The 12,265-nt window shown below is 67.9% G+C and carries 12 protein-coding genes; 5 read left to right on the top strand and 7 right to left on the bottom strand.

Features of this window, described 5'->3' with window-relative positions:
- Window positions 1-118 precede the first annotated feature (118 nt).
- Together ACFOYU_RS18930 and ACFOYU_RS18925 are read left to right on the top strand one after the other, a co-directional pair.
- Window positions 119-730, top strand: a complete 612-nt coding sequence (locus ACFOYU_RS18930) for a septation protein A (protein WP_377034804.1) — start codon at window positions 119-121, stop codon at window positions 728-730.
- A 92-nt stretch (window positions 731-822) separates the two neighbouring features.
- A complete protein-coding gene (locus tag ACFOYU_RS18925; RefSeq protein WP_377034803.1) occupies window positions 823-1,074 on the top strand; it encodes a hypothetical protein in 252 nt (83 codons plus the stop codon).
- Between the two features lie 24 nt (window positions 1,075-1,098).
- Here the strand turns inward: ACFOYU_RS18925 and ACFOYU_RS18920 are convergent, their stop codons facing one another.
- Window positions 1,099-2,457, bottom strand: coding sequence for an adenylate/guanylate cyclase domain-containing protein (locus ACFOYU_RS18920; RefSeq protein ID WP_377034802.1), 1,359 nt, complete (start codon window positions 2,455-2,457; stop codon window positions 1,099-1,101).
- A gap of 70 nt (window positions 2,458-2,527) precedes the next feature.
- Between ACFOYU_RS18920 and ACFOYU_RS18915 the strand changes: the two genes are divergently transcribed.
- Entirely contained in the window at window positions 2,528-3,016 is a 489-nt protein-coding gene (locus ACFOYU_RS18915; protein ID WP_377034801.1) for a YaiI/YqxD family protein, read from the top strand.
- On the opposite strand, the gene ACFOYU_RS18910 is transcribed toward ACFOYU_RS18915, so the two are convergent.
- Genes ACFOYU_RS18910 through ACFOYU_RS18900 form a run of 3 tightly spaced genes read right to left on the bottom strand, consistent with a single transcriptional unit; the run spans window position 2,982 to window position 4,451 of the window.
- On the bottom strand, window positions 2,982-3,560 hold the full coding sequence (locus ACFOYU_RS18910) for a DsbE family thiol:disulfide interchange protein (RefSeq protein WP_377034800.1): 579 nt from the start codon (window positions 3,558-3,560) through the stop codon (window positions 2,982-2,984). The genes ACFOYU_RS18915 and ACFOYU_RS18910 overlap by 35 nt on opposite strands.
- Window positions 3,553-3,711 carry a heme exporter protein CcmD gene (gene ccmD, locus ACFOYU_RS18905; RefSeq protein ID WP_226738266.1) on the bottom strand — a complete coding sequence of 53 codons (159 nt, stop codon included), beginning with the start codon at window positions 3,709-3,711 and terminating at the stop codon, window positions 3,553-3,555. The genes ACFOYU_RS18910 and ccmD overlap by 8 nt, the downstream gene beginning before the upstream one ends.
- Window positions 3,711-4,451, bottom strand: a complete 741-nt coding sequence (locus tag ACFOYU_RS18900; protein WP_377034799.1) for a heme ABC transporter permease — start codon at window positions 4,449-4,451, stop codon at window positions 3,711-3,713. The genes ccmD and ACFOYU_RS18900 overlap by 1 nt, the downstream gene beginning before the upstream one ends.
- 263 nt (window positions 4,452-4,714) lie before the next feature.
- Between ACFOYU_RS18900 and ACFOYU_RS18895 the strand changes: the two genes are divergently transcribed.
- Window positions 4,715-5,725 (top strand): M23 family metallopeptidase, encoded by a 1,011-nt coding sequence (locus tag ACFOYU_RS18895; RefSeq protein WP_377034798.1) that lies wholly within the window; start codon window positions 4,715-4,717, stop codon window positions 5,723-5,725.
- A 5-nt stretch (window positions 5,726-5,730) separates the two neighbouring features.
- Here ACFOYU_RS18895 and ccmB read toward each other — a convergent pair whose 3' ends face one another.
- Window positions 5,731-6,399: a heme exporter protein CcmB gene (gene ccmB / locus ACFOYU_RS18890; protein ID WP_377034797.1), complete on the bottom strand. Its 669-nt coding sequence runs from the start codon at window positions 6,397-6,399 to the stop codon at window positions 5,731-5,733.
- On the bottom strand, window positions 6,396-7,028 hold the full coding sequence (gene ccmA / locus ACFOYU_RS18885; RefSeq protein ID WP_377034796.1) for a heme ABC exporter ATP-binding protein CcmA: 633 nt from the start codon (window positions 7,026-7,028) through the stop codon (window positions 6,396-6,398). Before ccmA ends, ccmB begins: the two co-directional genes overlap by 4 nt.
- A 219-nt stretch (window positions 7,029-7,247) precedes the next feature.
- Here ccmA and acnA point away from each other — a divergent pair, with 219 nt between their 5' ends.
- Entirely contained in the window at window positions 7,248-9,953 is a 2,706-nt protein-coding gene (gene acnA, locus ACFOYU_RS18880; RefSeq protein WP_226738276.1) for an aconitate hydratase AcnA, read from the top strand.
- Between the two features lie 99 nt (window positions 9,954-10,052).
- Here the strand turns inward: acnA and ACFOYU_RS18875 are convergent.
- Window positions 10,053-12,265, bottom strand: a 2,213-nt coding sequence (locus ACFOYU_RS18875; protein ID WP_377034795.1) for a calcium-binding protein, incomplete at its 5' end; no start/stop codon positions are given.

Below are 12,265 nucleotides of genomic sequence, written 5' to 3'. Positions count from 1 at the left end.
GACCGGAACGGTAATGGTGCGGCTGCCCCTTGGCTCCACGCGAACGTGACATCGGATGAGCCGGATATGAGACACCATTGCGGTGCCATTGCCGGAAAAATGCTCTAGAAGAGGCTTCATGACAGACCAAAAGCGCCTGCCGCCCCTCCTGAAGCTCGTCCTCGAACTCGGACCGCTGGTCCTGTTCTTCCTGACCAACGCCTATGCGGACCGGTTCGGATATGCGGACAACCAGCGGATCTATGCGGCCACCGCGATCTTCGTCGTGGCGACCGTCGTGGCGCTCGCGGTCAATTACGTGCTGATCCGCAAGCTGCCGATCATGCCCATGGTGTCGGCGGTGGTGGTGCTGGTGTTCGGCGGGCTGACGCTCGCCCTGCAGAACGACGTCTTCATCAAGCTCAAGCCCACCATCGTGAACACCCTGTTCGGGCTGGTCCTGCTCGGCGGGCTCTATTTCCGCAAGCCGCTCCTCGCCATCGTGCTCGACAGCATGTTCGAGCTGACCGAGGAGGGCTGGCGCAAGCTCACCTTCCGCTGGGCCCTGTTCTTTTTCGCGCTCGCGGCTCTCAACGAGATCGTCTGGCGGACGCAGACCACGGATTTCTGGGTCAGCTTCAAGGTGTTCGGTATCATGCCGCTCACGGTCCTGTTCGCGGTCGCCCAGACGCCGCTGCTCCTGCGCCATGAAATCAGGAAGAAGGAAGACGCGGCCGGAAGCGAGGCCTGAGAACCCTTCCCGCCGGCCCGGAACCTTCGGCCGCCCCTCCTGTTGAGCCCGCAATGCGTGTTCAGCTCGACCGGAGGGAGGCGGATTCACCCATGAGCGATCCCAAGACCGACGATTTTCGCCTGGAGCAGAAGGACGGACAGATCGTCGTGACCTTCACCCCGACGGGCGCCCAATACGTCTTTGCGCCCAAAGGATCCGATCCCAAGGGCTCAGGCGGCGTCGAGCCCCGGCAGGAGGAGCCCGCTCAGGGCGCGTCCTCCGATTACGACGAGGACGCGGTGCGGCAGATGGCCAAAAAGCTCGCAGAGAAGGCGGCCGGTCCCGCGCCGGATCTCGGCTGATCGGCGCCGGGGCGCCGCGCTTCCTCAGGCCCCCTTGGACGGATTGGGATTGGGCCGCATCAGCACGATCTTGCGGGTGACGCCGCGCAGGGGCTCGTGCTCCACCGGCGCCCAGAGCCCGTCTTCGCCCGCCGCCTCGATGGCGTCCCAGGAGGCGAGAAGATCGCAATTGGCGGATTTCGTCGCCTGCTCGATGCGCGCCGCCGTGTTGACGGTCTCGCCCAGCACCGTGAACTCGAGCCGGTCCTCGTCGCCCACCACCCCGCAGAATACCTCGCCCCGATGGATGCCGATGCCGATCCGCACCGGCGGATCGAAGTTGCGCTTGGCGTTCCAGCGGTCGATGAGGTCGAGAAGCGTGCGGCCGCAGGCGAGCGCGCGGGAGGTGTCGTCGGGCTTTTCCGTGGGAACGCCGAACAGGATGAGGGCGCCGTCGCCGGTGAACTTGTCGATGAGGCCGCCATGCTGGGCGGCGGCCTGCAGCACCCGGCGGCGGAACGAGGTGATGAACACCGCGAGCTGCGTCGGGTCCATGGTCTCGCCGAAGCCGGAGGAGGCGCGGATGTCCACGAACATGAGCGTCACCGGGATGCGCCGCCCGGTCCGCAGGGTCTCGAAGGCCCGCTCGGACAGGATGGGGGCGAGCTCGCGCGGCAGGTAGCGCGTGAGGTTGAGGCGCAGCGTCGTCTCGCGCACCGCCCGCTCCAGCATGAGCCGGCCCTGGCGCACCACGAGGAACAGGATCAGCGACACGGTCAGCACCATGACGATGCGCACCATGTTGGTCTGCCAGGTGAAGGCCCCCAGCATTCCGAACAGGTGCTGCCGCAGTTCCTCCGGGCTGGGCTCGTCCCCGGAAAAGATGATGAGCGACAGCCCCACCACGTAGACCGCGCCCACGAAGGCCTGGAGCCGCGGCTGGTAGTGGATCGCGGTCGCCGCCATGATAATGGGCATCACCCAGACCACCGGATACACGGCGAAAAGGTTGCCGGGAATGCCTAAGCTCCAGCGGTTGAACGCCAGCGTGCCGAGAATCAGCAGGGCGTCGAGACTCGCCGTGATGGCCGGCAACCGATCGACGAGGATGCGCCGGGACGCCATCCAGGTGGTGGCGCATCCGACCGCGCCGAACACCAGAAGGGCGGCCTCCGCGGTATGGATCTGCTTGAGCGCGAAGGGGCTGGTGATCGTGTCGCTGAGCTGCACCGCCAGAACGGCCAGGAACAGAATGGCCGCGATGGCGAGTCGGGCCTGACCGGCGCGCCGAAGGGCCGCCACGTCCGCCTCGCGGATGAGGCGGTGCGTGGCGTCGCTGATCAGGTATTTCGACCGCAATTGGCGGATCGACGTCAGGGCGGTCGACAGGCGGGGGCGGAGCACGGGTTCTTTTCGCGTTGGAGCCGGTTTAAGGAAGGCGGGACGAACCCCGCGCCGGAAAGATGTAATATCGATGACCGCGACGCCTCAAGCCATTGAAATCTTCGTGGACGCCGATGCCTGCCCGGTGAAGGCCGAGATCTACCGCGTCGCCGAACGTCACCGGGTCAAGGTCTGGGTGGTCGCCAACAGCTTCCTCACGGTGCCGAACGATCCCCTGGTCGAGCGCGTGATCGTGAGTTCCGGCTTCGATGCGGCCGACGACTGGATCGCCGAGCGGGCCCAGCGCGGCGCCGTGGTGATCACCGCCGACATCCCCCTGGCCCACCGCTGCGTGAGCGCGGGGGCCGACGTGATCGGCCCCACGGGAAAACCCTTCACGGAGGCCTCCATCGGCATGGCGCTCGCCACCCGTAACCTGATGGAGGACCTGCGCGCGATGGGCGACGTGACGGGCGGGCCGAAGCCGTTTTCGCCCAAGGACCGCTCGGCCTTCCTCTCGGCGCTGGACCTGGCGATCGTGCGCCTCAAGCGCGCGGGATTTCCCTCAGGCGCGCCTTGAAGCCCTCGATGTTCTCCGGCGTGAGCGGCCCGATATGCTTGTGGCGGATCGTGCCGTCCGGGCCGACGATGAAGGTTTCCGGCACGCCGTAGACGCCCCAGTCGATGGAGGCGCGCCCGTTCCTGTCGGTCCCGACCGCCGCATAGGGATTGCCGAGGGAGCCGAGGAAGCGGCGGGCGTTGTCGGGATCGTCCTTCTGGTTGATGCCCACCACCCGGATCGACGGGTCCTTGGCGAGATCGACGAGGAGCGGATGCTCCTGGCGGCAGGGGGCGCACCAGGAAGCCCACACGTTCACCACCGTGACCCGGCCCTTCAGGTCCTCGTTGGAGAGCCCCGGCACCGGCTGGCCGTTGGCCGTCAGGCCCTCCAGCGGCGGAAGCGAGAAGGTAGGCACCGGCTTGTTGATGAGGGCGGAAGGCAGCCTGGACGGATCCTCGCCCCCGAGGCGCACCAGGAAAAGCCCGGCCAGCACCGCGAAGACGGCGACGGGCAGCAGGAAGAGAAGACGGCCGCGCGACCGCGCCTGTGTTGCCTCAGCCACGGCGCGACCTCCGGCCGATGCCCCGCGCCTCGAGCTCGGCGAGCGCCCGGGTCTGGGCGCGGTGATCGAGGACGGCGCGGACGATCAGCCCGGCCATCACCAGACCCGTGACCGCATAGGAGGAGAGAATGAAGAAGGCGTGCTGGCTCATCAGGCGGCCTGTGCGTCGAGGCGCTCGGCCTCGAGGATGGTGAGCGTGCGGACCCGGCGGCGCAGGATCTCCGTGCGCATGCCGGACAGGTGCAGGGCCACGCCGACCAGGGTGAAGGCCACCGCCATTACGAGCAGGGGGATCAGCATGGAGGTGTGGATCGTCGGGCCGCCGAGGCGGAACACGGAGGCCGGCTGGTGCAGGGTGTTCCACCAATCGACGGAGAACTTCACGATCGGCACGTTGACGGCGCCCACCAGGGTGAGGATGGACACCGCCCTGGCGGCCCGGTTCGGCTCCTCGATGGCGCGCCACAGGGCGAGGATCCCGAGATAGATGAGCAGCATCACCAGCATGGAGGTGAGTCGCGCATCCCACTGCCAGTAGGTGCCCCACATGGGCTTGCCCCAGAGCGAGCCGGTCACCAGGCAGATCAGGGTGAAGGCGGCCCCGATGGGCGCGGCGGCCTTCTGCGACACGTCCGCGAGCGGATGGCGCCAGACCAGGGTGCCGAGAGCCGAGCTCGTCATGATCACGTAGAAGAACAGGGACAGCCACGCCGCCGGGACGTGGAGATACATGATCTTGACCGTCTCGCCCTGCTGGTAGTCCGCCGGGGCCTGGAACCAGACCATGTAGAGGCCCGCGACCAGCAGAAGCGTGGCCAGGCCCGCGACCCACGGCAGCAGCCGGCCGCTGAGGCTCATGAAGCGGGTCGGATTGGCGAGTTCACGGATCATCGGCTCGATGTAACGGTCTTCGACGGCACCTGCAACGCATGGGACGCCGCATGGGGCGTAACGATTTCGCTAAGATCGGTGTCTCCTTGTCACCCTTGGAGCGGCCGCGCAATCCGGGATTATGCGTAGAGGGCCGCGCCGCCTCCGCCGCGGGAGTCGGACCTTGGCCCTAGGGCCACGGGCCTTTTTCCGGGACTTTCGCCGATCTTCAATTCGCCACTCTCCCCGGGCTATGGTTTCACATCCCCTGCTGTGGAGCGATCATGCGCCCGAGTGCCCGACTTCCACGTGCCCAGACCCTTCTCGGCCTCGCCGCCCTTCTCCTCGCCGGCCCCGCCGCGGCGCAGACCGTGACCCTGCGCCTGCCGGTCGATTGCGAAATCGGCGTCACCTGCTTCATCCAGCATTACGTTGACCGGGACCCCTCCCCCGCCGTGCAGGATTACCAGTGCGGCACGCTCGCCTATGCGGGCCATACGGGAACCGACTTCCGGGTGCCTACCCTCGCGGCGCAGGAGGCGGGCGTCGACGTGCTCGCCGCCGCCGGCGGCAAGGTGCTGCGGGTGCGCGACGGGATGGAGGACGTCTCCATCACGGGGCGCGGGCGCGAGAGCGTGCAGAACCTGGAATGCGGCAACGGATTGCTGATCGACCACGGCCAGGGCTGGGAGACCCAGTACTGCCACATGGCCAGGGGCAGCCTCGCGGTGAAGCCCGGCGACATGGTCGCCGCGGGCCAGCGCCTCGGCCGGATCGGCCTGTCGGGCATGACCGAGTTTCCGCACCTCCATTTGACGGTGCGAAAGGACGGCCAGGTGGTCGATCCCTTCGCCTATGGGGCGCCGGAGAAGTCCTGCGGCGGCGGCGCCTCCCTGTGGGAACCGTCCCTGAGGCAGGCCCTCGCCTACCAGGCCGGCAGCGTGCTCAACACGGGCTTCGCCACCGGCCCCGTGAAGATGGCGCAGATTGAGGCCGGCGAGGCGGGCCGCGAAAAGATCACCCCCGACGCGCCCGCCCTCGTGGCCTTCGTGCGTTCCATCGGCCTCCGGGGCGGCGACGAGCAGATCCTCACTCTCCTCAGTCCGGACGGAAACACCCTGGCCGAGAACAAGGCCCCGCCCCTCGACCGGGACAAGGCACAGTGGATGATGTTCGCCGGCAAGAAGCAGCCCGCCGGCGGCTTCCGTCCGGGACGCTACCGGGCCGTGTACCGGGTCATGCGGGACGGGAAACCCGCGATCGAGAAGGTCTTCGAGGTGGCGGTGACGCGCTGATCCCGTCACTCCCCCGACCGGAGCGCCGCCGCCGCGCCCACGATTCCCACCACGGCGGAGAAAAGGGAAAGCGCCGCGAGGATCAGGAACGGGGTCGCGAAGGGCACCGTGCCGCCCACGGCCGCGTTGGCGGCCGAGACCCCGAAGATCAGGATCGGGATCATGAAGGGCAGGACCAGGATCGCCAGGATCAGCCCGCCGCGCCGCAGCGAGGCGGTGAGCGCCGCCCCGACCGCCCCGATGAAGGTGAGCGCGGGCGTGCCGACCAGCAGCGTCGCCACCATGGCGAGCATCCCTTCGGGCGAAAGCGCCACGAGGAGCCCGAGCAGGGGCGCCGCCAGGGCCAGCGGCAGGCCGGTGACGAGCCAATGGGCCGCCACCTTGGCGAAGACCACCACCTCCAGCGGCACCGGCGCGAGACGCAGCAGGTCGAGGGAGCCGTCCTCCTGGTCGGCCTGGAACAGGCGGTCGAGGCCGATCAGGGTCGCGAGCAGGGCCGCGATCCAGAGGATCGCCGGGCCGATCCGCGACAGGAGGTTGAGGTCGGGACCGAGCGCGAAGGGGATCAGGGTCACGATGGCGAGAAAGAAGATCAGTCCCATCATGCCCGACCCGCCGACGCGGGCCGCGAGCTTGAGGTCGCGGATCAGCAGGGCCTTGAAGGAGCGAATCACGGGCTCTCCTCCCCGGGCGCGGGCGGGGGTGCGGCGCGCTCGATCCGGACCTCCTTCGCGTCCCGCAGCGCCAGCGGCGCGTGGGTGGTGGCGACGACGATGCCGCCCCGGTCCCTATGCTCCTCCATGAGCCTCATGAGCATGGCCTGGGAGGCGGTATCGAGGGCCGAGGTGGGCTCGTCCAGGAGCCAGAGCGGGCGGTGGGCCACGAGCAGGCGGGCGAGGGCGATGCGGCGGCGCTGGCCGGCGGAGAGATAGGCCACCGGCAGCCGCGCCGCGTGCGACAGGCCCACGACCGCCAGCGCGTCCCGGGATTCGAGGGCGGGATCGCCCAGGAAGTCGCGGGCGAAATCGAGGTTTTCCTGCGCCGTCAGGGCGCTCTTCAGGGCGTCCCGGTGGCCCACGTAGTGCAGGCATTCGGGCAGGGTCCGCTCGCCGGCCTCGGAGAGCGCGACCCGGCCGGCCGCCGGATGGAGGCGCCCGGCGAGCAGGTCGAGGAGCGTCGACTTTCCGGCCCCGTTCCGGCCGGTGACCAGCAGGGCCGCCCCCGGCGAGAGGGAAAAGGAGACCCCGCTGAAGATGCGGCGCTCCCCTCGATTGCAGGCCAAATCCTCGACTGCCAGACGCAAAACCCCGACCCCTGCCCCAGACGCACCCCAGAATGGTTCTAAACCGTGTAGCGGGGTCGTTCGAAATGATCTATAGCACCCCTTGGCTGCGCCGCGCGCCAAGGCGTCCAATCCGTCTCGCGCGCTTCTCCCCTGTCCGGGCGCCCCCGGAGCGGCGCGCGCTTATCGCGCTTTCGGCCGAACACATGTTCGTAACCCAAATGCACGCGAGGATTCGCCGTGACGCTCACCAACAGCTTCAATGCCCGCCAGACTCTCCAGGTGGGTGACAAGACCTACACCTATTACTCCCTCGCCGAGGCCGAGAAGAACGGCCTCGAGGGCATCTCCAAGCTGCCCTTCTCCATGAAGGTGCTGCTCGAGAACCTGCTCCGCTACGAGGACGGCCGCACCGTCACCAAGGCCGACATCCAGGCCGTCGCCGAGTGGCTCGACAACCGCGGCAAGGCCGAGAAGGAAATCGCCTACCGCCCGGCCCGCGTCCTGATGCAGGACTTCACCGGCGTGCCGGCGGTCGTCGACCTCGCGGCCATGCGCGACGCCATGAAGAGCCTCGGCGGCGACCCGCGCCTGATCAACCCGCAGGTGCCCGTCGATCTGGTGATCGACCACTCCTTCGTGACCGACGAGTTCGGCACCCCGCTGGCGATGGCCCGCAACGTGGAGCTGGAATACCAGCGCAACATGGAGCGCTACCGCTTCCTGAAGTGGGGCCAGACCGCCTTCGCGAACTTCTCCGTGGTGCCTCCCGGCACCGGCATCTGCCACCAGGTGAACCTGGAATTCCTGTCGCAGACGGTCTGGACCCGCAAGGACACGGCCGACGGCGAGGAGGTCGCCTATCCCGACACCCTGGTCGGCACCGATTCGCATACCACCATGGTGAACGGCCTCGCCGTTCTCGGCTGGGGCGTGGGCGGCATCGAGGCGGAGGCCGCCATGCTCGGCCAGCCGATCTCCATGCTCATCCCCGAGGTCATCGGCTTCAAGCTCACCGGCAAGCTCCGTGAGGGCGTGACCGCCACCGACCTGGTGCTCACCGTCACCCAGATGCTGCGCAAGAAGGGCGTGGTCGGCAAGTTCGTGGAGTTCTACGGCCCCGGCCTCACCGACATGCCTGTGGCCGACCGCGCCACCATCGGCAACATGGCCCCGGAATACGGCGCCACCTGCGGCTTCTTCCCCATCGACCAGAAGACCGTGCAGTACCTGCGCACCACGAGCCGCACGGCCGAGCGCATCGCCCTCGTCGAGGCCTATGCCAAGGCGCAGGGGATGTGGCTCACCGCCGACATGGCCGATCCCGTCTTCACCGACACCCTCGAACTCGACCTCGCCGACGTGCAGCCCTCCCTGGCCGGTCCGAAGCGCCCGCAGGACCGGGTGCTCCTGAGCGACGCCAAGGAGGCCTTCACCAAGGCCATGGACGCGGAGTTCCGCAAGGCCGCCGAGCTCGGCCAGCGCCGCAAGGTGGAGGGCACCAACTACGACCTCGGTCACGGGGACGTGGTGCTGGCGGCCATCACCTCCTGCACCAACACCTCGAACCCGAGCGTGATGATCGGCGCGGCGCTGCTCGCCCGCAACGCCAACCGCAAGGGCCTGAAGCCCAAGCCGTGGGTGAAGACCTCGACGGCGCCGGGCTCGCAGGTGGTGGCCGAGTACTTCGCCAAGGCCGGCCTGCAGGAGGACCTCGACGCCCTGGGCTTCAACCTGGTGGGCTTCGGCTGCGGCTCGTGCATCGGCAATTCCGGACCGCTGATCCCGGAGGTGTCGAAGGCCGTCAACGATAACGACCTCGTGGTCTGCTCGGTGCTCTCCGGCAACCGCAACTTCGAGGGCCGCGTGAACCCGGACGTGCGGGCGAACTATCTCGCCTCCCCGCCCCTCGTGGTGGCCTATGCGCTCGCCGGCTCCATGCTGGTGGACCTCGCCAACGATCCGCTGGGCACCGGCTCGGACGGCCAGCCCGTCTACCTGCGCGACATCTGGCCGACCTCCTCGGAGATCCAGGACTTCATCGACCGCACGGTGACGAGCGAGCTCTTCAGCTCCCGCTATGCGGACGTGTTCTCGGGCGACGAGCGCTGGCGCGGCGTCGAGGTCACGGGCGGCCTGACCTTCGAGTGGGACATGGGTTCGACCTATGTGCAGAACCCGCCCTATTTCGAGGGCATGACCAAGGAGCCGAAGCCGGTCAAGGACATCGTCAACGCGCGCGTCCTGGGTCTCTTCGGCGACTCCATCACCACCGACCACATCTCGCCCGCGGGCAACATCCGGGCCTCGTCGCCGGCCGGTGAATACCTGCAGTCGCACCAGGTCGCGGTGGCCGACTTCAACCAGTACGGCACCCGTCGCGGCAACCACGAGGTCATGATGCGCGGCACCTTCGCCAACATCCGCATCAAGAACCAGATGGTTCGGGACGAGAACGGCCACGTGGTCGAGGGCGGCTACACGATCCACCAGCCGTCCGGCGAGCGGATGTTCATCTACGACGCCGCCATGCGCTACCAGGAAGAGGGCGTGCCGCTGGTGGTTCTGGCCGGCAAGGAATACGGCACCGGCTCGTCCCGCGACTGGGCCGCGAAGGGCACGAACCTCCTCGGGATCCGCGCCGTCATCGCCGAGAGCTTCGAGCGCATCCACCGCTCGAACCTGGTCGGCATGGGCGTGGCCCCGTTCGTGTTCGAGGGCGACACCTCCTGGGCGTCGCTGGGCCTGAAGGGCGACGAGACCGTGACGATCCGCGGCATCGAGGGCGACCTCAAGCCCCGTCAGCGCATGGAGATGGAGATCACCTCCGCGGACGGCTCGACGAAGCGCGTGCCGATCGTCTGCCGCATCGATACGCTCGACGAGCTGGAATACTTCCGCAACGGCGGCATTCTCCAGTACGTCCTGCGCCAGCTCGCGGCGTAACACGCAACGCGAAAACGCCCGCTCCTCGAACGGGGAGCGGGCGCGTGAAATCCTGGGAGCCGGGGCGGTTCGCCGCCCCGGCTTTTCGTTGCCCTCGCGTCAGATGACGAAGAACTCGCTCGCCTTGAGCTTGACGCCCTTCTCGAAGCTCGCGATCTCGACCGCCGCCTTGGCGCCGGAGCCGTCGACGTCGTAGTAGAGCTTGGCCTTCTTCCGGTCGAAGAACACGTAGTCGTTCCTGTCCTCGACCTCGCTGCCGATGGTGAAGAACGCCTTCCTCAGCTTGGCGGGCTCGTCCGGGCTGCCCTTCCTGCCGAGCCTCTCGAAGACCTTGTTGTCCAGGAAGATGCTGTCGTGCCTGGTCTTGTAGTCCTTGACCTTGTCGACGTTGGTGCGCTTGTGCGGCTTGGTGTCGAACACGAACACGTCCCGGCCGGTGCCGCCATAGAGCACATCCTTGCCCTTGCCGCCCCAGAGCACGTCGTGGCCGGCGCCGCCCTTGAGCTTGTCGTTGCTTCCCAGGCCGTGGATCTGCTCGTTGTCTCCCCCGCCTGTTAGCACGTCGCGCCACGGGGTGCCCCACAGGACCTTGCCCGGTCCGGGCGCCGCCGGAACGCCGGGGATCGGCACCGTCGGAGGATTGGGGACGGGGGCTGTCGGAGGGCCCGGGTTCTCCGGTCCGGAGGGGGTCCCGGGTTCTTCGGGCTGCCTGGGTGCGGCCGCCCGTTCCATGGTGTAGGTCTGCTGGCCGAACTTGGCGTACTGCACGTTCCTGACCGTGTCGGTGCCGTCCTGGTCCTGGCGCAGATCCTCGACCGTATAGCTGCCGTCGCCGTTGGCCGCGACCCTGTAGTTCGCGAGCGTGCCGGAGAAGACCGCCGTGTTCGCTCCCGTGCCGCCGGTGAGCAGGTCGCTGCCGTCGTCGCCGTTGCGGCCCTCCAGCGTGTCGTTGCCGCCATCGTCGGCCGCGCCGAAGATCGTGCCGCCGCCGTTGAGCACGTTGTCGCAGTCGCTTCCGATCAGATGATCGTCGAAATACGAACCGAAGACGCCCTCGATGCCCGAGAGCACGTCCCCCTCCGCCTCGTTGCCGGCGCCCGTTCCGGTGGCGAGGTTGACCGTCACGCCTCCGGTGGCGCTGGTGTTGTACCAGGCGAAATCGCGATGGCCCTGTCCGCCCGTCAGGGTGTCGGCCCCTGCACCGCCGTCGAGCACGTCGTCGCCGCCCTCGCCGTTTAGCTTGTCGTTTCCGCCGCGGCCCCTGAGGGTGTCATTGCCGCCGTCCTCGGCGCCGCCCGATGCGAAAACGTAGCCGCCGCCGTTGAGCACGTTGTCATTGTCGTCGCCACTGAGCTTATCGTCGCCATACGAGCCGAAGACGCCATCGATGTACGCCAGGACGTCTCCCTCGGCCTCGCCGCCGAGGCCGGTGCCCCTCACGAGATCGACGTCGATGCCGACGGCCGAGCCGGAATTGTAGTAGGCGAAGTCGAAGCCGGAGCCGCCCGACAGGCGGTCGGCGCCTTGGCCGCCATCGAGCACGTCGTCGTTCAGGCCTCCTTGCAGCACATCGTCTCCCTCGCCGCCCTGGAGCTGGTCGTTGCCGGCATCGCCCGACATCGTATCGCGGTCTGCGCCGCCGACGAGCGTATCGTTGCCGTCACCGCCGCGCAGCTCGTCGAGACCGGCGTCACCGTGCAGCGTGTCGTGGCCGGCACCGCCTTCGACCTTGTCGTCGCCGGCGCCGGCGAAGATCTCATCCTCGCCCTGCTCGCCGGCGAAGATCTCGGCTCCGGCACCGCCGTGAGCCGTGTCGTGGCCGAGGCCGAGATCGATCCAGCCGACCACCGTGCCGTTGCGGCCGTCGTAGAAATCGTTTCCTTCAGCGACATCGACGGCGCTCAGCTCACCCTTGATCTCGCCCGTGTTCACGATGCGGTCGTCGCCCCTGGTGCCCATCACGTTGCCGTCGATGAGTCCCTTGTTCGTCACCTTGAGCCAGCCGCCCTCGAGCCGTCCGTCCCTGATTCCTGCGGCGAGAGTGCCGTAATTTTCGAGTTCGAGGGAAAAACAGTTATGGATGGCGCTCCCGTCGGAACCGATGATCCCGTGGTTGGAAACGAAAAGATTACCGTGGCTCAAGATGCCTGTGGTGCTTCCGAAGATATAGGCGCCGCCCGTCAGCACGTCCTTGCCGCTCTTGCCGTAGAGCATGTCGTTGCCGTCCCCACCGGTCAGCCGGTTGCCCCGCGAGGTGCCGCGCAGCACCAGATCGACCGGCAGCGGAGGATTGGGGTTGCCGGGGTTGTTCG

Origin of the sequence: Microvirga sp. GCM10011540, assembly GCF_042650665.1 — a bacterium.
Lineage (GTDB): Bacteria > Pseudomonadota > Alphaproteobacteria > Rhizobiales > Beijerinckiaceae > Microvirga > Microvirga lenta.
Note: the sequence above shows the minus strand (reverse complement) of the source record. Positions and strands in the feature narration are given on the sequence as shown.

What these genes read in the sequence shown, in the direction of transcription:
- ACFOYU_RS18930 (WP_377034804.1), top strand. Translation starts at nt 119, where the DNA reads ATGACAGACCAAAAGCGCCTGCCGCCCCTCCTGAAGCTCGTCCTCGAA.
- ACFOYU_RS18925 (WP_377034803.1), top strand. Translation starts at nt 823, where the DNA reads ATGAGCGATCCCAAGACCGACGATTTTCGCCTGGAGCAGAAGGACGGA.
- ACFOYU_RS18915 (WP_377034801.1), top strand. Translation starts at nt 2,528, where the DNA reads ATGACCGCGACGCCTCAAGCCATTGAAATCTTCGTGGACGCCGATGCC.
- ccmD (WP_226738266.1), bottom strand. Translation starts at nt 3,711, where the DNA reads ATGAGCCAGCACGCCTTCTTCATTCTCTCCTCCTATGCGGTCACGGGT.
- ACFOYU_RS18900 (WP_377034799.1), bottom strand. Translation starts at nt 4,451, where the DNA reads ATGATCCGTGAACTCGCCAATCCGACCCGCTTCATGAGCCTCAGCGGC.
- ACFOYU_RS18895 (WP_377034798.1), top strand. Translation starts at nt 4,715, where the DNA reads ATGCGCCCGAGTGCCCGACTTCCACGTGCCCAGACCCTTCTCGGCCTC.